Raw genomic sequence first — 16,679 nt, 5'->3', positions numbered from 1 at the left:
AATAAGAGCCTGCGGAAATAAATAATATGGAATATCACTTAACGCTAAACTGGCCCGATTTTATCGAACGTTACTGGCAGAAACGCCCGGTCGTTCTGAAACGCGGCATCAGCAATTTTGTTGACCCCATCTCGCCAGACGAACTGGCGGGACTGGCGATGGAAAACGAAGTGGACAGCCGACTGGTGAGTCATCAGGACGGTAAATGGCAGGTGAGCCACGGGCCTTTCGAAAGCTACGATCATCTGGGTGAAAACAACTGGTCATTACTGGTTCAGGCCGTCAACCATTGGCACGAGCCTACCGCAGCCTTGATGCATCCGTTCCGTGCCCTGCCCGACTGGCGCATGGACGATCTGATGATCTCCTTCTCTGTGCCCGGTGGCGGCGTTGGCCCTCATCTGGATCAATATGATGTGTTTATCATTCAGGGTACGGGCCGCCGTCGCTGGCGTGTGGGCGAGAAAGTGCCGATGAAACAGCACTGTCCACATCCCGATCTGCTTCAGGTAGATCCGTTTGAAGGCATTATCGACGAAGAACTTGAGCCAGGCGATATTCTGTATATCCCGCCGGGATTCCCGCACGAAGGCTATTCTCTGGAGAACTCGCTGAACTATTCCGTGGGATTCCGCGCGCCAAGTGGACGTGAGATGATCAGCGGATTTGCCGATTACGTGCTGCAGCGTGAGCTGGGCAGTCATCGCTACAGCGACCCTGATGTGCCTGCGCGTGAACACCCGGCCGACGTTCTGCCGCAAGAGTTAGATAAGCTGCGCGAAATGATGCTGGGCCTGATTAACGAGCCTGAACATTTCAAGCAGTGGTTTGGCGAATTTATCAGCCAGTCCCGTCATGAACTGGACGTTGCGCCTGCAGAGCCACCGTATCAGCCGGATGAAATTTACGATGCATTGCAGCAGGGAGATTCCCTGGTGCGTCTGGGTGGCTTACGTGTGCTGCGTATTGGCGATGATATTTTCGTCAATGGCGAGAAGCTCGATTCGCCGCACCGTCCGGCGCTCGAAGCCCTGGCGAGTCATATGGTATTAAACGCGGAAACCTTTGGTGACGCGCTGGAAGATCCCTCATTCCTGGCGATGCTGGCCGCGCTCGTGAACAGCGGATACTGGTTCTTCGAAGACTAAGAGAGATAAAGCCCGGCAGCCATTTCGCTCACCGGGCTTTCTTTTATGCCTGCTTTGCCGCGATCTCGGCAATACGCACAATCACTTTCACCGCTTTCTCCATCCCTTCCAGCGTCACAAACTCATGCTTGCCGTGGTAGTTATAGCCGCCGGTAAACAGGTTCGGGCAAGGCAGTCCCATAAAGGAGAGCTGCGAGCCGTCAGTACCACCGCGGATCGGTTTCAGCTGCGGTTCGATATCGCAATCGCGCATCGCCTGCTGCGCAATATCCAGAATATGCGGATGCTCGACCACCTTCTCGCGCATATTGTAATAGCTGTCCTCAATGATCAGCTCAATGTAGCAATCCGGGTGCAGCCCTTTGCCCACTTTTTTAGCGATTTCCATCATCTTACGCTTGCGCGCTTCAAAGGCTTTACGGTCGAAATCACGCACAATGTAATGCATCTGCGCGCTATCCACCGTGCCTTTAATACTGGTCAGATGATAAAAACCTTCATAACCTTCGGTCTGCTCGGGGCTCTCTTCCGCCGGGACTTCCGCATGAATGCGCGTAGCCAGCGACAGTGCGTTCACCATTACCCCTTTCGCTGAGCCCGGATGAACGTTGTTGCCAACGATTTTGATGGTAATTGACGCCGCGTTAAAGTTTTCGAACTCCAGTTCACCCACGCCACCGCCATCAACGGTGTAAGCCCACTTCGCATTAAACGCAGCGACGTCAAAATGTTTTGCGCCCTTGCCGACTTCTTCATCCGGCGTAAAGGCCACGCGAATATCGCCATGTGGGACGTTTTTGCCTTTCAGCACGGCCAGCGCGGTCATGATCTCGGCAACGCCCGCTTTGTCATCCGCGCCCAACAAGGTTTTGCCGTCGGTGGTGATTAGCGTTTGTCCCAGCATCTGATGCAGCACCGGGAACATAACCGGGGACAAAACTTCGTCGCCGATGCCCAGCGCGATATCACCCCCACGATAATTTTCAACAATTTGCGGGTTGACGTTCTTTCCGCTGAAATCGGGCGATGTATCAACGTGGGAAATGAATCCAATGGCCGGAATGTCACCCTGGACATTCGCTGGCAGCGTCCCCATCACCGTACCTTTCTCGCTTAACGTCACATTGACCAGGCCAAGCTCTTCCAGCTGTTCCTTCAGCAGGTGTAACAGCTTCCATTGACCCTCAGTGCTCGGCACCTGCCTGACACCCGCTTTAGATTGGGTATCCAGCGATACGTACTGTAAAAAACGCTCAAGTAATTTATCCATGCAGTCACCCTCACTTTTTGTGACAACATTATCATTAAGCATCAAAACCCAAATATTGCGTCAGGTCACTTTTATCCCGTAAACGAGAATATATTCGTTTATGTCGTTATTGGTTAATAAATATAGTTTATCAATCAGTCACAAGGATTGGTGATTTCAATGCTTTGCCGTAGAATGGCCGCCCTCATTGCGAGTCACCTGGGTGGTTGAATACAAATCCCGCTAACGAAAACCCATTCGTAGCGCTTATAGGGGACAGAGCCAAAAATTGAATACACAACTGGGTACGGTATCGCCGCTGGTGCTGTTATCAGGGATCAGCAAAAGTTTCGACGGTAAAATCGTCATCGACGATCTCAACTTGAGCATCAATGACGGTGAGTTTCTTACGCTGCTTGGGCCCTCTGGCTGTGGCAAAACGACCGTGTTGCGCCTTATCGCTGGATTAGAAAGCATCGATAACGGCCAAATTTATCTTGAAGATCAGGACATCACCGATGTACCTGCTGAAAACCGTCACGTCAATACCGTCTTTCAGAGCTATGCCCTTTTCCCGCACATGACCGTGTTTGAAAACGTGGCCTTCGGCCTGCGCATGCAAAAAACGCCAAACGAACAAATTACCCCGCGTGTCAACGATGCGCTGCGCATGGTTCAGCTGGACGAATTCGCCCAACGCAAGCCCCATCAGCTCTCCGGCGGCCAGCAGCAGCGCGTGGCTATCGCTCGTGCGGTGGTCAATAAACCTCGCCTTCTGCTGCTCGACGAATCCCTCTCCGCACTGGATTACAAGCTGCGTAAACAGATGCAGAACGAGCTGAAAGCGCTGCAGCGCAAGCTCGGCATCACTTTTGTGTTCGTCACGCACGATCAGGAAGAAGCGCTGACCATGTCGGATCGTATCGTGGTGATGCGCGACGGCAAAATAGAGCAGGACGGCACCCCGCGTGAAATTTACGAAGAGCCTAAGAACCTGTTTGTCGCCAGTTTTATTGGTGAAATCAATATCTTTAATGCGACCGTCATTGAGCGTTTGGATGACCAACGCGTCCGCGCCAATGTCGAGGGCCGCGCGTGCAATATCACCGTCAACTTCCCGGTGGAGAAAGGCCAGAAGCTGAACGTCATGCTGCGCCCGGAAGATCTGCGCGTAGATGAAATTCATGACAGCACTGACGTCGAAGGGCTTATCGGTTATATCCGCGAGCGCAACTACAAAGGCATGACGCTGGAATCGGTGGTTGAACTGGAAAGCGGCAAAATGGTGTTTGTCAGTGAATTCTTCAACGAAGACGATCCGGATTTTGACCACCCACTCGATCAAAAAATGGTCGTGAACTGGGTAGAAAGCTGGGAGGTCGTACTGGCTGATGAAGAACACAAGTAAATTCCAGAATGTGGTGATCGCCACGATCGTGGGCTGGCTTGTGTTGTTTGTGTTTCTGCCCAACCTGATGATCATCGCCACCAGTTTTTTGACCCGCGACGACGCTGATTTTGTCAAACTGGCCTTTACGCTGGATAACTACGCGCGCCTGCTGGACCCACTCTATTTTGAAGTGTTGCTCCACTCGCTCAATATGGCGGTCATCGCTACGCTTGCCTGCCTGGCGCTGGGCTATCCCTTCGCCTGGTTTCTGGCGCGTTTACCGCAAAAAGTGCGTCCGCTGCTGCTGTTTTTGCTGATTGTTCCCTTCTGGACCAACTCGCTGATCCGCATTTATGGCCTGAAAATATTCCTGAGCACCAAAGGCTATCTGAACGAGTTTTTACTGTGGTTGGGCGTGATTGATACGCCGATTCGCATCATGTTCACGCCCAGCGCGGTGATCATTGGCCTGGTCTATATCTTGCTGCCGTTCATGGTTATGCCGCTCTATTCCAGCATCGAGAAGCTCGACAGACCGCTACTGGAGGCCGCGAAGGATTTAGGTGCCAACAAGTTTCAGACATTTATTCGCATCATCCTTCCGCTGACGATGCCGGGCATTATCGCGGGCTGTTTGCTGGTGATGCTGCCTGCGATGGGGCTGTTTTATGTTTCTGATCTGATGGGTGGCGCGAAAAATCTGCTGATCGGTAACGTGATAAAAAGCCAGTTCCTGAATATTCGCGACTGGCCGTTCGGTTCCGCCACCAGTATCACGCTGACGGTGGTGATGGGGCTTATGCTGCTGGTTTACTGGCGCGCTTCCCGCTGGCTGAACAAAAAGGGAGATCTTGAATGACCGGTCGTCTGCTGCGCGGCGGTTTTATGACCGTCATTTACGCGTATCTCTACATCCCGATTATCATTTTGATCGTTAACTCATTTAACAGTTCGCGTTTCGGCATTAACTGGCAGGGCTTTACGACAAAATGGTACAGCCTGCTGATGAACAACGACAGCCTGTTGCAGGCGGCGCAACACTCCCTGACGATGGCGATCGTCTCCGCGACCTTTGCGACGCTTATCGGCTCATTAACTGCCGTGGCGCTCTATCGCTACCGTTTTCGCGGCAAGCCTTTCGTCAGCGGGATGCTATTTGTGGTGATGATGTCGCCCGATATCGTCATGGCCATTTCACTGCTGGTGCTGTTTATGCTGCTCGGCATCCAGCTTGGGTTCTGGTCGCTGCTGTTTTCTCACATCACTTTTTGCCTGCCCTTTGTGGTGGTGACAGTGTACTCACGGCTCAAAGGCTTTGATGTGCGGATGCTCGAAGCGGCCAAAGATCTGGGCGCGAGCGAACTCACCATTCTGCGCAAAATCATTCTGCCGCTGGCAATGCCTGCGGTGGCCGCCGGGTGGTTGCTGAGCTTCACCCTGTCGATGGACGATGTGGTGGTCTCTTCATTCGTCACCGGACCGGGGTATGAAATTCTGCCGTTGAAAATCTATTCCATGGTCAAAGTCGGCGTCTCGCCCGAGGTGAACGCGCTGGCAACCATTCTGCTACTGTTATCGCTGGTTCTGGTCATCGCCAGTCAGCTTATTGCTCGTGATAAAACCAGGAGCTATAAGGCTCACCACTCAGGGGACGTTAAATGATGAAATGGTCACGCCACCTGCTCGCGGCAGGCGCACTTGCCATGAGCATGAGCGCTGCGCACGCGGACGACAGCAAAACGCTCTACTTCTATAACTGGACTGAATACGTGCCGCCAGGCCTGCTGGAACAGTTCACCAAAGAGACCGGCATCAAGGTTATCTACTCGACCTACGAATCGAACGAAACCATGTATGCCAAGCTCAAAACCTATAAAGACGGCGCATACGATCTGGTGGTTCCGTCGACCTATTTCGTCGACAAAATGCGCAAAGAGGGCATGATCCAGAAGATCGATAAAACGAAGCTCACCAACTTCAATAATCTCGATCCGGAGATGCTCAATAAACCGTTCGACCCGAATAATGACTACTCCATCCCGTATATCTGGGGTGCGACGGCTATTGGCGTGAACAGCGATGAGATTGACCCCAAAACGGTGACAAGCTGGGCCGATCTCTGGAAACCGGAATACAAAGGCAGCCTGCTGTTGACCGACGACGCTCGCGAAGTGTTCCAGATGGCGCTGCGTAAACTGGGTTTTTCCGGTAATACGACTGACCCAAAAGAGATCGACGCGGCGTATAACGAGCTGAAAAAGCTGATGCCAAACGTGGCGGCGTTTAACTCCGACAACCCGGCAAACCCGTACATGGAAGGCGAAGTGAATCTGGGAATGGTGTGGAACGGGTCGGCGTACGTTGCGCGTCAGGCCGGGACGCCGTTGCAGGTGGTGTGGCCAAAAGAAGGCGGGATCTTCTGGATGGACAGCTTGTCGATTCCGGCAAACGCTAAAAACGTCGACGGAGCGATGAAGTTGATTAACTTCCTGCTGCGCCCGGACGTGGCAAAACAGGTGGCAGAAACCATTGGTTATCCGACGCCAAACCTTGCCGCGCGCAAACTGCTCAGCCCGGAAGTGGCAAACGATAAGTCACTGTATCCCGACGCGGAGACCGTCAAAAAAGGCGAATGGCAGAACGATGTGGGTGACGCGAGCCGCCTTTATGAAGACTATTATCAGAAGCTGAAGGCGGGCCGCTGAGGTAGCCTTTTTCCCCTCTCCCAACCGGGAGAGGGAATTGCGTGTTCATAACCCTTTCAGCAACTTCTCGACAAAATCGGGCACCACTGCGCTCGCCAGACCGTATTGTTTTTCTTCAAACTCGCTGCCAACCTGACTCGGTTCCAGATTGAGTTCAACCGTGTGCGCCCCGTGCAGTTTCGCCTCATGCACAAATCCGGCCGCGGGATAGACATGCCCGGACGTGCCGATGGCAATGAAAATATCGGCCATCGCCAGCGCACTGTAGATATCGTCCATCCCCAACGGCATTTCGCCGAACCACACCACATGCGGGCGCAGCGGTGACGGGAACTGGCAGCAGTGACACTTGTCATCCGGCGTGATATCACCGGTCCAGTCAAGCACCTGCCCGCTCCACGCGCAGCGGACTTTCAGCAGTTCACCGTGCATATGGATAACGTTGCGGTTACCGGCGCGTTCATGCAGGTTGTCGATGTTCTGCGTGACCAGCAGAAAACGATCGCCCAGCTCCTGCTCCAGTTTTGCCAGCGCCAAATGTGCCGCGTTTGGTGCAATTTCTGGCGACTGTAACTGACGGCGGCGAGCGTTATAAAACGCCTGCACCAGCGCGGGATCGCGCGCGAAACCTTCCGGCGTCGCGACGTCTTCAACGCGGTGCTCTTCCCACAAACCGTCTGCAGCACGGAAAGTACGAATGCCGGACTCAGCGGAGATACCCGCGCCGGTCAGCACCACCACTCTTGGTTTTTCCATTCCTTCAGGCATCACTCTGTCTCTGAAAAAAATTCGCTGGCGTAAGCGCTCACGCAAGCGACGTTTAGTTTTGCGAAAACGGGTGAGTCGATGTGACCGGCGCGACAGCATAATAACCTCGTATAACTAGCGGGTGAGATGAAGGAATGCCGCACCGCGCATTCCCCCGGCGTCGCCATGACGCGCACGTTCAATACGTGGCACACGAGCCACCGGCAACAAATGCCGCGGCAAACGCCCGGACAGCTGCTCGGTGATCGCCGAAAAGTTGGATAATCCACCGCCTATCACCAGCAAATCGGGATCGACAATCGTCAAAATATTGCCCAAACACACCGCCAGCAGATCCAGATAGCGCTCAACGTGTTCCCGCGCCTGTTCATCCCCCTGTTCCCACAGAGTGATGATCTCAGGCGCCTCAATTTTCTGATGATAGAAGTGTTCATAAAGCCATGCAAACCCACGGCCCGAAAGATAATTCTCGATACAACCGTGTTGCCCGCAACCGCAGCGCGTTAGCGGGAAATCGCGCCCCACCACTTCCAGCGCATCCACCGGCAGGCGAATGTGACCAAACTCGCCGGTAATATAGCTGCGACCAGTAATCGGTTTGCCATCAACAATAATGCCACCGCCCACACCCGTGCCCAGGATCAATCCCATTACCAGTGGATACGCGCGGAACTCATCGTCCCAGGCTTCTGAAAGGGCAAAACAGTTAGCGTCGTTGTCGAGACGGACGTCACGATCGAGAAGAGCAGAGAGGTCGGCGCGCAGCGGTTTACCGCTGGCGGCAGGCACATTGGCTGCATACAGGGTGCCATCGTCGGTTTCTGGCATACCGGGAATGCCGATGCCAACCGAGCCCTTCACGCCAAAGCGGGTATCCGCTTGCGCCACCAGCGTGGCAATGGCAGTTAAAAATTCATCGTAGCTTTCGCGCGGTGTGGGAACACGGGTTTCCCACTGCAATTTGAGATGTTCATCAAACACGCCGAGCGCAATTTTGGTGCCGCCAATATCAAATCCATAATACATATGCATTCCTCTTTCTGATTTGGCGGCTATACACTTCATCCTTCACGCTGCCTCTGCGTTGGCTGTGTCTGTTCACCCCAGTCACTTACCAAAGTAAGCTCCTGGGGACTCTCAGACTTGCCGCCTTGATGCAGCGTGAAGGATTTTGTGAAAAAGACGTCAAATCATGACAAATTACTGGCCACTTAATACCCTCGCCGGATCAATTCGGCTTGCGCGACGCGCCGGATACCAGCTTGCCAGCAGACTCAGTAAAAGTGCTGTAACCAGCACATAAATAACGTCCAGCCAATGCAATTCAGAAGGCAGGAAGTCAATAAAATAGATGTCGCCCGACAGGAACTGGTGTCCGATCAGCTTTTCGATGCCGTTGATAATCGGCGTCAGCTGTAGCGAAACGACCACACCAATCACCACGCCGCAAAGGCTACCAAACAGGCCCGCGAGCAGACCGTACCAGACGAAAATGGCGCGAATAAGACCGTCTTTTGCCCCCAGCGTACGCAGTACCGCGATATCGCTGCTCTTGTCTTTCACCGCCATCACCAGAGTGGACACAATGTTGAAGCAGGCAACGCCAATCACCAGCACCATCGCCAGATACATAATGGCGCGGATCATCTGGATATCGCGGTACATGTAACCGTAAGTGCCTATCCAGCTCTTGATGTAAACGTAGTTATTGGTGACGCCACCGGCATCGCGCACCAGTTTATTAGCATTAAACACATCATTCACTTTGATGGCGATACCCGTCACGCTGTCGCCCATATCCAGATATTGACGCGCGTCATCCAGAGGCACCATGGCGAAACTGTGATCAAGCTGACCGCTCAGCTGTAAAATACCGGTCACATGCAAACGCACGCGTTTGGGCTGCTGGAGCTTATGGTCGGCACTGGCGTTCGGGATCATGATTGACACCCAGTCGCCCTGCTTCACCTTCAGCGCATCGGCAACACCTTTACCGATAATGATTTGCTGATCGCCCGCCTTAAAGCCTGCCCATGCGCCGTTTTGCACAAACTGCGGCAATGCGCTCAGACGCTCTTCCTGCTGCGGATTCACGCCCTTAACCTGAATAGCGCGCAGGTTTGCCCCGCTCTCCACCAGCCCGGTAAAGTTAATGTAAGGCGCAGCGGCGGCAATGCCCGGCACTTTTTCAATTTTGGTCAGCGCGTCATTCCAGTTATTCCACGGCTGATTAACCGGCTCGATTTCACCGTGTGGAACGACCGCCAGAATGCGGTTATTGAGTTCTCGCTCAAAGCCGTTCATCGCGCTTAAACCGACGATGAGCACCGCGACACCCAGGGCAATTCCCACGGTAGAAATCACGGAAATCAACGACACCATGCCACCGCGACGGCGGCCTCGGCTAAAGCGTAAACCGATCAGTAAGGATAACGACGACGCCATTACTCGGCTCCCATCAGGGTCATTTCCGTCGTCAGACGTCCGTCGCGCATCTCAAGCTGGCGACTCATCCGTCCCGCCAGTTGCAGGTCGTGCGTCACCACCAGAAATGCGGTGCCCTGCGACGCGTTCAGCTCGCCAAGCAGCTGGAAAATGCTGTCAGCATTACGTGCATCCAGGTTACCGGTCGGTTCATCGGCCAATACCAGACGCGGATTATTGACCAGCGCGCGTGCAATGGCGACGCGCTGACGTTCCCCGCCAGATAGCTCGGAAGGACGGTGATTCCCGCGGTGTGCAAGCCCCACGGCTTTCAGCATGTCGCTGGCGCGCGTGTTAATTTCAGCCGGTTTCTTTTTGCCAATCAGCAAAGGCATCGCGACGTTTTCCAGCGCGGTGAAGTCCGGGAGCAAATGGTGGAACTGATAGATAAAGCCCAGCTCGCGGTTACGCAGATCGGCTTTCGCCGTCGAAGACATCGAACTTAACGGCGTACCGGAGAAAATCACATCGCCAGACGTCGGCGTATCCAGCCCGCCAAGCAGGTGCAGCAGCGTACTTTTGCCGGAGCCTGAGCTGCCAACAATCGCCATCATTTCGCCTTCGCCCACGCTGAAGCTGACTTCATGCAGCACATCCGTCTGCACGTTGCCTTCCTGATAGCGTTTGGACAGGTTGTCGCATTGCAACAGGATCTTATTCATAACGTAAAGCCTCAGCGGGTTGAGTGGCGGCAGCGCGCCATGAAGGATAAAGCGTAGAAAGCAGCGCGATCGCCATGGCGACCAGCGCGATACCAACGACCTGCAGCGGCTCGATAGCGACCGGCAGCGCCGCGCCGTCGAGCAGAATTCCGATAATCGGCATCAAATTATTTAACTGGCTGGCAAGCAACGCCCCAAGCACCGCACCGAGCAGCGCCCCGATAATCCCGGCACTCGCCCCCTGGACCATAAACACCGCCATAATCTGGCGCGGCGTTAGCCCCTGGGTTTGCAGAATCGCAACTTCGCCCTGTTTTTCCATCACCATCAGACCCAGCGAGGTGATGATATTAAACGCGGCGACGGCGACGATCAGGCTCAGCAGCAGCCCCATCATGTTCTTTTCCATCCGCACGGCCTGGAACAGCTCGCCTTTGCGCTCGCGCCAGTCCTGCCATTTGGTGCCTTCAGGTAATTTTTGCTCGCTCAGCACGTCGACTTTCAGCGGTTCGTTGAGCCACAGACGCCAGCCGGTGACGTTGCCCAGCGGATAACGCATCAGGCGCGACGCATCCTGAATGTTGACTAGCATCTGATAGCCATCGACTTCGCTGTTGGCGGCAAACGTGCCGATCACGTTGAACAAGCGTTGGCTTGGCAAGCGGCCCATCGGGGTAAACTGGCTGGCAGACGGCACCATTACGCGCAGCTGGTCGCCACGGTTGACGCCAAGCTGCCCGGCGAGCTGTTCGCCCAGAATCACGTTGTATTTACCCGGTGCCAGATCGGTCTGTTTGACGTTCACCAGATACGGCGTAAGCGGATCTTTTTGCGCCGGGTCGATGCCCAGCATCACGCCCACCGAGACGCTGCGCGCACTTTGCAGCACCACATCGCCGGTCGTCAGCGGCGCAATACGATTCACGCCTTGCAGTTTCACCGCGCTTTCAGGTAACTGTTGCGGATTGATCGATCCGTTAGTCGAAGAGAGAACCGCCTGTGGCATCAGCCCCAGAATGTTGTTTTGCAGCTCGCGCTCGAAGCCATTCATTACGGAAAGTACCGTCACCAGCGCCATTACGCCAAGCGTAATGCCGATAGTGGAAAGCCAGGAGACAAAGCGACCGAAGCGGTCCGCGGCGCGCCCACGCATGTAACGTAAGCCTATGAAGAGTGCGACAGGTTGATACATGAAATCCGTCTGGTGGCTGTTGGCAGACCCACGAGTATATAAGCGAATCCGTTAAGCGTAAATGACTGATACCGTAAGCTTTGGTAATGAATTTTCCGAAAAAACAAGAAAAATCAGAACGCTACTCGCAGATATGCACATCATTCCACCACCTTCACCCTCCACCTTTTCCGAAAATCATCCGGATACAGACTCTTACTGATTACATCCCCTGCCCGTTCGCCCAGGATCAACGTTTCGTTTATGGCAAAACAGGTATCCGTTACCGATGAAACAAAAAGCATTATGGATTAATCAGATAAAAGGATTGTGCATCTGTCTGGTCGTGATTTACCACTCGGTCATCACCTTTTATCCCCACCTCGACGGGCTGCAACATCCGCTTTCCGGTCTGCTCGCCAAATGCTGGGTCTACTTCAATCTCTATCTCGCGCCGTTTCGCATGCCGGTGTTTTTCTTTATTTCGGGTTATTTAATTCGCCGCTATATCGATGACGTTGGCTGGCGCACGAGCCTGGATAAAAGGATCTGGAGCATCGTCTGGGTGCTGGCCCTGTGGGGGATATTGCAATGGCAGGCGATAAGCCACATCAATGACTGGCTGGCGCCGGAGCGCGAGCTCTCTACGTCGTCCAATGCCGCCTACGCAGAGTCGTTCACCGGTTTTATTCGCGGCATGCTCACCGCCAACACCAGCCTGTGGTATCTGTACGCGCTGATCGTCTACTTCACGCTGTGTAAAATGCTGAGCCGCTGGAAGCTGCCGATGCTCGCCCTGCTGGCGCTGGCAAGCGTGGCGATTAACTTCCTCCCGCTGCCGTGGTGGGGAATGAACAGCGTGGTGCGCAATATTGTCTACTACAGCCTGGGCGCATGGTACGGCGCGCAGCTGATGGCGTGGATGAAAGACATGACCATGCGTCGTTACTGGCTCCCCGTCATCGCCTTCGGTGTCGTTTCGGTGGTGCTATGGTTTGCTAACGTTCCGCTGTTGCTATCGTTGCTGTCGATTTTGCTGATCATGAAACTTTTTTACAGCCTTGAGCAGCGTTACGCGGTGCATCCCAATAATCTACTGAATGTTGTCGGTTCAAACACGATTGCCATTTACGCCACGCATCGGATCCTGATTGAAATATTCAGCCTCGTGCTGATTGCCGAACTCAATGCCGCGAACTGGCCTGTGTGGGCTGAGCTGTCGCTTATTCTGGTGTATCCGTTTATCAGCCTGTTGGTGTGTACGCTGATTGGATTAGGTGCGCGCAAAGCCTCCAGCGCGCTGTTTGGTGATGTATTCTTCACGCCTCCGGCACGTCTCGCCCCCGCGCAACCCGCGCGCTAACGCCCTTCTGCCCCCTTTATCGGGGGCAAATTTTCTCTCTTTGCGGTTCCAGTTTGCTAATGCAAAACGATCAAGGATAATAAAGACATTGCGTATCAGTGATATGCCCCAATACTGTTGGTATATCCATAAGAGATCCTGAAAGAGCCATGCCTGAACAATATCGTTATTCCTTGCCCGGCAAAGCGGGCGACCAACGTCAGCTAGGTGAACTGACGGGTGCAGCCTGCGCCACGCTAGTGGCGGAGATCGCTGAGCGCCATGCGGGTCCGGTGGTCCTGGTAGCCCCGGATATGCAAAATGCATTGCGTCTGCACGACGAAATTCGCCAGTTTACCGACAGTCTGGTCTTTAACCTGGCCGACTGGGAAACGCTGCCGTACGACAGCTTCTCCCCGCACCAGGAGATCATCTCCTCGCGCCTGTCGACGCTGTATCAGTTGCCAACCATGCAGCGCGGCGTATTAATTGTCCCAGTGAATACATTGATGCAGCGTGTGTGTCCGCACAGCTATCTGCACGGTCACGCGCTGGTGATGAAAAAAGGCGAACGGTTATCGCGCGACGCCCTGCGATCGCAGCTGGATAGCGCCGGTTATCGCCATGTCGATCAGGTGATGGAGCACGGCGAATACGCCACGCGCGGTGCGCTGTTGGATCTGTATCCGATGGGCAGCGACCAGCCGTATCGCCTGGATTTCTTCGACGATGAAATCGACAGTCTGCGCGTGTTTGACGCTGACACCCAGCGCACGCTGGAGGAAGTCGACGCCATCAATTTACTGCCTGCGCATGAATTCCCAACGGATAAAACCGCCATCGAGCTGTTCCGTAGCCAGTGGCGCGACAAGTTTGATGTGAAGCGCGACGCCGAACATATTTACCAGCAGGTCAGCAAAGGCACGCTGCCTGCGGGGATTGAATACTGGCAGCCGCTGTTCTTTAGCGAGCCACTTCCCGCGCTGTTCAGCTATTTCCCGGCGAAAACGCTGATTGTGAACACCGGCGATCTGGAATCCAGCGCAACCCGTTTTGAAAACGAAACCCGTGCGCGATTCGAAAACCGTGGCGTTGATCCGATGCGCCCCCTGCTGCCACCGGAACAGCTTTGGCTGCGCACCGATGCGCTGTTTTCGGAACTCAAAAAATGGCCGCGCGTGCAGCTCAAAACGGAAAATCTGCCGGAGAAAGCCGCCAATACTAATCTTGGATTCGAGAAACTGCCCGATCTTTCCGTTCAGGCGCAGCAAAAATCGCCGCTGGATAATCTGCGCAAGTTCCTGGAATCCTTCACCGGTCCGGTGATTTTCTCGGTCGAGAGTGAAGGCCGCCGTGAAGCGCTGGGCGAACTGCTCGCGCGAATCAAAGTGTCGCCAAAACGCATTTTACGCCTCGACGAAGCGACCGATGCCGGGCGCTACCTGATGATTGGTGCGGCTGAGCATGGATTCATCGACACGCTGAATAATCGCGCACTGATTTGTGAAAGCGATCTGCTCGGCGAGCGCGTGGCGCGCCGTCGTCAGGACAGCCGTCGCACCATTAACCCGGATACGCTGATTCGCAACCTGGCGGAGCTGCACGTGGGCCAGCCGATCGTGCATCTCGAGCACGGCGTAGGGCGTTACGCGGGAATGACCACGCTGGAAACGGGCGGCATTAAGGGTGAATACCTGATGCTCACCTACTCTGGCGACGCCAAACTCTACGTTCCGGTATCTTCGCTGCACTTGATTAGCCGTTATGCGGGCGGTGCAGAAGATAACGCCCCGCTGCACAGACTGGGCGGTGATGTCTGGGCGCGCGCGCGTCAGAAAGCCGCGGAAAAAGTCCGCGATGTGGCGGCCGAATTGCTGGATATTTACGCCCAGCGTGCCGCGAAATCGGGCTACGCGTTCAAGCACGACAAAGAACAATATCAATTGTTCTGCGACAGTTTCCCGTTTGAAACCACGCCCGATCAGGCGCAGGCGATCAACGCCGTGCTGAGTGATATGTGCCAGCCGCTGGCGATGGATCGCCTGGTGTGCGGCGACGTGGGCTTTGGTAAAACGGAAGTCGCGATGCGCGCCACCTTCCTGGCGGTCGAAAATAACAAGCAGGTCGCCGTGCTGGTGCCGACCACGCTGCTCGCCCAGCAGCACTACGACAACTTCCGCGATCGCTTCGCCAACTGGCCGGTGCGGATCGAGATGCTGTCGCGTTTTCGCAGTGCCAAAGAGCAAACACAGATCCTGGAACAGGCCCGCGAAGGCAAAATCGATATCCTGATCGGCACCCATAAACTGCTGCAAAGCGACATGAAGTGGAAAGACTTAGGTCTGCTGATCGTCGATGAAGAACACCGCTTCGGCGTGCGCCACAAAGAGCGCATCAAAGCGATGCGCGCGGACGTCGATATCCTGACCCTCACCGCGACGCCGATCCCGCGTACCCTGAATATGGCGATGAGCGGCATGCGCGATCTGTCGATTATCGCCACGCCACCGGCGCGTCGTCTGGCAGTGAAAACGTTTGTCCGCGAGTACGACAGCCTGGTGGTTCGCGAGGCAATCCTGCGTGAAGTGCTGCGTGGCGGGCAGGTTTATTATCTCTTTAACGATGTCGAAAACATTCAAAAAACCGCCGATAAACTGGCTGAACTGGTGCCGGAGGCCCGCATTGCCATCGGTCACGGGCAGATGCGCGAGCGCGAGCTGGAACGGGTGATGAACGATTTCCACCACCAGCGTTTTAACGTGCTGGTGTGTACCACGATTATTGAAACCGGCATCGACATTCCGACGGCGAACACCATCATCATTGAACGTGCAGACCATTTCGGCCTGGCGCAGCTTCATCAGTTGCGCGGTCGCGTTGGGCGCTCGCACCACCAGGCTTACGCATGGCTGATGACGCCGCATCCGAAAGCGATGACCACCGATGCGCAAAAACGTCTGGAAGCCATCGCCTCGCTTGAGGATTTGGGAGCAGGTTTCGCGCTGGCGACACACGATCTCGAGATCCGTGGCGCAGGCGAATTGCTGGGTGAAGATCAGAGTGGTTCAATGGAAACCATCGGTTTCTCGTTGTACATGGAGCTGCTCGAAAACGCCGTTGATGCGTTGAAAGCCGGGCGCGAGCCGTCGCTGGAGGATCTCACCAGCCAGCAAACGGAAGTCGAGCTGCGCATGCCTTCCCTGTTGCCGGACGATTTTATCCCGGACGTCAACACGCGCCTGTCCTTCTACAAGCGAATCGCCAGCGCCAAAAAAGAGTCTGAGCTTGAAGAAATCAAGGTTGAGCTCATTGACCGCTTTGGTTTGCTGCCGGATCCGGCGCGTAACCTGCTCGACATCGCCCGACTGCGTCAGCAGGCGCAGAAGCTGGGTATCCGCAAGCTTGAAGGGAATGAGAAAGGCGGGACGGTTGAATTTGCTGAGAAAAACCATGTCGATCCGATGTGGCTGATCGGTTTGCTGCAGAAGCAACCCCAGCATTTCCGCCTGGATGGCCCGACGCGTCTGAAGTTTACGCAGGAACTGGCCGACCGGAAAACCCGCATGGAATGGGTGCGCAACTTTATGCGTCAACTGGAAGAAAACACGGTAGCGTAGTGACGTTTGTGCCCCGGTAACGCCAGTTATCGGGGCCTGATATTTACACAATCTTTGCAATCCCCCTGCGTTTCCCGACACATGCATTCGCCATAATTATCAATTAACTATTTCGTAACAATAACCATACCATTAATATGGAT

Annotated in this window: 13 protein-coding genes; 7 read left to right on the top strand and 6 right to left on the bottom strand. The window is 54.7% G+C overall.

Annotated elements, in window-relative coordinates; translation table 11 throughout:
- Nucleotides 1–26 precede the first annotated feature (26 nt).
- The gene (locus ACKI5T_RS07520; RefSeq protein WP_012017036.1) at nucleotides 27–1,148 is read left to right on the top strand and encodes a cupin domain-containing protein; all 1,122 of its coding nucleotides are present in this window, start codon (nucleotides 27–29) and stop codon (nucleotides 1,146–1,148) included.
- Between the two features lie 43 nt (nucleotides 1,149–1,191).
- Here the strand turns inward: ACKI5T_RS07520 and pepT are convergent, their stop codons facing one another.
- Entirely contained in the window at nucleotides 1,192–2,418 is a 1,227-nt protein-coding gene (pepT, locus tag ACKI5T_RS07515; RefSeq protein ID WP_407436736.1) for a peptidase T, read from the bottom strand.
- A gap of 235 nt (nucleotides 2,419–2,653) precedes the next feature.
- Between pepT and potA the strand changes: the two genes are divergently transcribed.
- Genes potA through potD form a run of 4 tightly spaced genes read left to right on the top strand, consistent with a single transcriptional unit; the run spans nucleotide 2,654 to nucleotide 6,492 of the window.
- Nucleotides 2,654–3,805, top strand: coding sequence for a spermidine/putrescine ABC transporter ATP-binding protein PotA (gene potA / locus ACKI5T_RS07510; RefSeq protein ID WP_407436797.1), 1,152 nt, complete (start codon nucleotides 2,654–2,656; stop codon nucleotides 3,803–3,805).
- Entirely contained in the window at nucleotides 3,789–4,646 is an 858-nt protein-coding gene (potB, locus tag ACKI5T_RS07505) for a spermidine/putrescine ABC transporter permease PotB (protein WP_407436734.1), read from the top strand. Before potA ends, potB begins: the two co-directional genes overlap by 17 nt.
- Complete coding sequence (gene potC, locus ACKI5T_RS07500; protein WP_407436732.1) at nucleotides 4,643–5,449, top strand: spermidine/putrescine ABC transporter permease PotC; 807 nt, start codon at nucleotides 4,643–4,645, stop codon at nucleotides 5,447–5,449. The genes potB and potC overlap by 4 nt, the downstream gene beginning before the upstream one ends.
- Nucleotides 5,446–6,492, top strand: coding sequence for a spermidine/putrescine ABC transporter substrate-binding protein PotD (potD, locus tag ACKI5T_RS07495; RefSeq protein ID WP_407436731.1), 1,047 nt, complete (start codon nucleotides 5,446–5,448; stop codon nucleotides 6,490–6,492). The genes potC and potD overlap by 4 nt, the downstream gene beginning before the upstream one ends.
- A gap of 45 nt (nucleotides 6,493–6,537) precedes the next feature.
- Here potD and cobB read toward each other — a convergent pair whose 3' ends face one another.
- The 5 genes from cobB to lolC all read right to left on the bottom strand — a co-directional run bounded on the left by cobB (nucleotide 6,538) and on the right by lolC (nucleotide 11,598).
- Nucleotides 6,538–7,359 carry a Sir2 family NAD+-dependent deacetylase gene (gene cobB / locus ACKI5T_RS07490; RefSeq protein ID WP_133630518.1) on the bottom strand — a complete coding sequence of 274 codons (822 nt, stop codon included), beginning with the start codon at nucleotides 7,357–7,359 and terminating at the stop codon, nucleotides 6,538–6,540.
- A gap of 15 nt (nucleotides 7,360–7,374) precedes the next feature.
- Nucleotides 7,375–8,286, bottom strand: a complete 912-nt coding sequence (nagK, locus tag ACKI5T_RS07485) for an N-acetylglucosamine kinase (RefSeq protein WP_407436729.1) — start codon at nucleotides 8,284–8,286, stop codon at nucleotides 7,375–7,377.
- A 174-nt stretch (nucleotides 8,287–8,460) separates the two neighbouring features.
- Nucleotides 8,461–9,705, bottom strand: coding sequence for a lipoprotein-releasing ABC transporter permease subunit LolE (gene lolE / locus ACKI5T_RS07480; protein WP_407436727.1), 1,245 nt, complete (start codon nucleotides 9,703–9,705; stop codon nucleotides 8,461–8,463).
- Entirely contained in the window at nucleotides 9,705–10,406 is a 702-nt protein-coding gene (gene lolD / locus ACKI5T_RS07475; RefSeq protein ID WP_012017027.1) for a lipoprotein-releasing ABC transporter ATP-binding protein LolD, read from the bottom strand. Before lolD ends, lolE begins: the two co-directional genes overlap by 1 nt.
- The gene (lolC, locus tag ACKI5T_RS07470) at nucleotides 10,399–11,598 is read right to left on the bottom strand and encodes a lipoprotein-releasing ABC transporter permease subunit LolC (RefSeq protein ID WP_407436725.1); all 1,200 of its coding nucleotides are present in this window, start codon (nucleotides 11,596–11,598) and stop codon (nucleotides 10,399–10,401) included. Before lolC ends, lolD begins: the two co-directional genes overlap by 8 nt.
- 268 nt (nucleotides 11,599–11,866) lie before the next feature.
- On the opposite strand from lolC, the gene ACKI5T_RS07465 reads away from it, so the two are divergent.
- Entirely contained in the window at nucleotides 11,867–12,940 is a 1,074-nt protein-coding gene (locus tag ACKI5T_RS07465; RefSeq protein ID WP_407436724.1) for an acyltransferase family protein, read from the top strand.
- Nucleotides 12,941–13,089: 149 nt separating this feature from the next.
- Nucleotides 13,090–16,536: a transcription-repair coupling factor gene (gene mfd / locus ACKI5T_RS07460; protein WP_407436722.1), complete on the top strand. Its 3,447-nt coding sequence runs from the start codon at nucleotides 13,090–13,092 to the stop codon at nucleotides 16,534–16,536.
- Nucleotides 16,537–16,679 lie beyond the last annotated feature (143 nt).

This window comes from Lelliottia sp. (assembly GCF_045627565.1).
Taxonomy (GTDB): domain Bacteria; phylum Pseudomonadota; class Gammaproteobacteria; order Enterobacterales; family Enterobacteriaceae; genus Enterobacter.
The sequence above is the reverse complement of the archived record's forward strand: the minus strand, read 5'-3'. Positions and strand labels throughout refer to the sequence as shown.

What these genes read in the sequence shown, in the direction of transcription:
- pepT (WP_407436736.1), bottom strand. Translation starts at nt 2,418, where the DNA reads ATGGATAAATTACTTGAGCGTTTTTTACAGTACGTATCGCTGGATACC.
- lolE (WP_407436727.1), bottom strand. Translation starts at nt 9,705, where the DNA reads ATGGCGTCGTCGTTATCCTTACTGATCGGTTTACGCTTTAGCCGAGGC.
- mfd (WP_407436722.1), top strand. Translation starts at nt 13,090, where the DNA reads ATGCCTGAACAATATCGTTATTCCTTGCCCGGCAAAGCGGGCGACCAA.
- ACKI5T_RS07465 (WP_407436724.1), top strand. Translation starts at nt 11,867, where the DNA reads ATGAAACAAAAAGCATTATGGATTAATCAGATAAAAGGATTGTGCATC.
- nagK (WP_407436729.1), bottom strand. Translation starts at nt 8,286, where the DNA reads ATGTATTATGGATTTGATATTGGCGGCACCAAAATTGCGCTCGGCGTG.
- ACKI5T_RS07520 (WP_012017036.1), top strand. Translation starts at nt 27, where the DNA reads ATGGAATATCACTTAACGCTAAACTGGCCCGATTTTATCGAACGTTAC.
- lolC (WP_407436725.1), bottom strand. Translation starts at nt 11,598, where the DNA reads ATGTATCAACCTGTCGCACTCTTCATAGGCTTACGTTACATGCGTGGG.
- potC (WP_407436732.1), top strand. Translation starts at nt 4,643, where the DNA reads ATGACCGGTCGTCTGCTGCGCGGCGGTTTTATGACCGTCATTTACGCG.
- cobB (WP_133630518.1), bottom strand. Translation starts at nt 7,359, where the DNA reads ATGCTGTCGCGCCGGTCACATCGACTCACCCGTTTTCGCAAAACTAAA.
- potD (WP_407436731.1), top strand. Translation starts at nt 5,446, where the DNA reads ATGATGAAATGGTCACGCCACCTGCTCGCGGCAGGCGCACTTGCCATG.
- potB (WP_407436734.1), top strand. Translation starts at nt 3,789, where the DNA reads ATGAAGAACACAAGTAAATTCCAGAATGTGGTGATCGCCACGATCGTG.
- lolD (WP_012017027.1), bottom strand. Translation starts at nt 10,406, where the DNA reads ATGAATAAGATCCTGTTGCAATGCGACAACCTGTCCAAACGCTATCAG.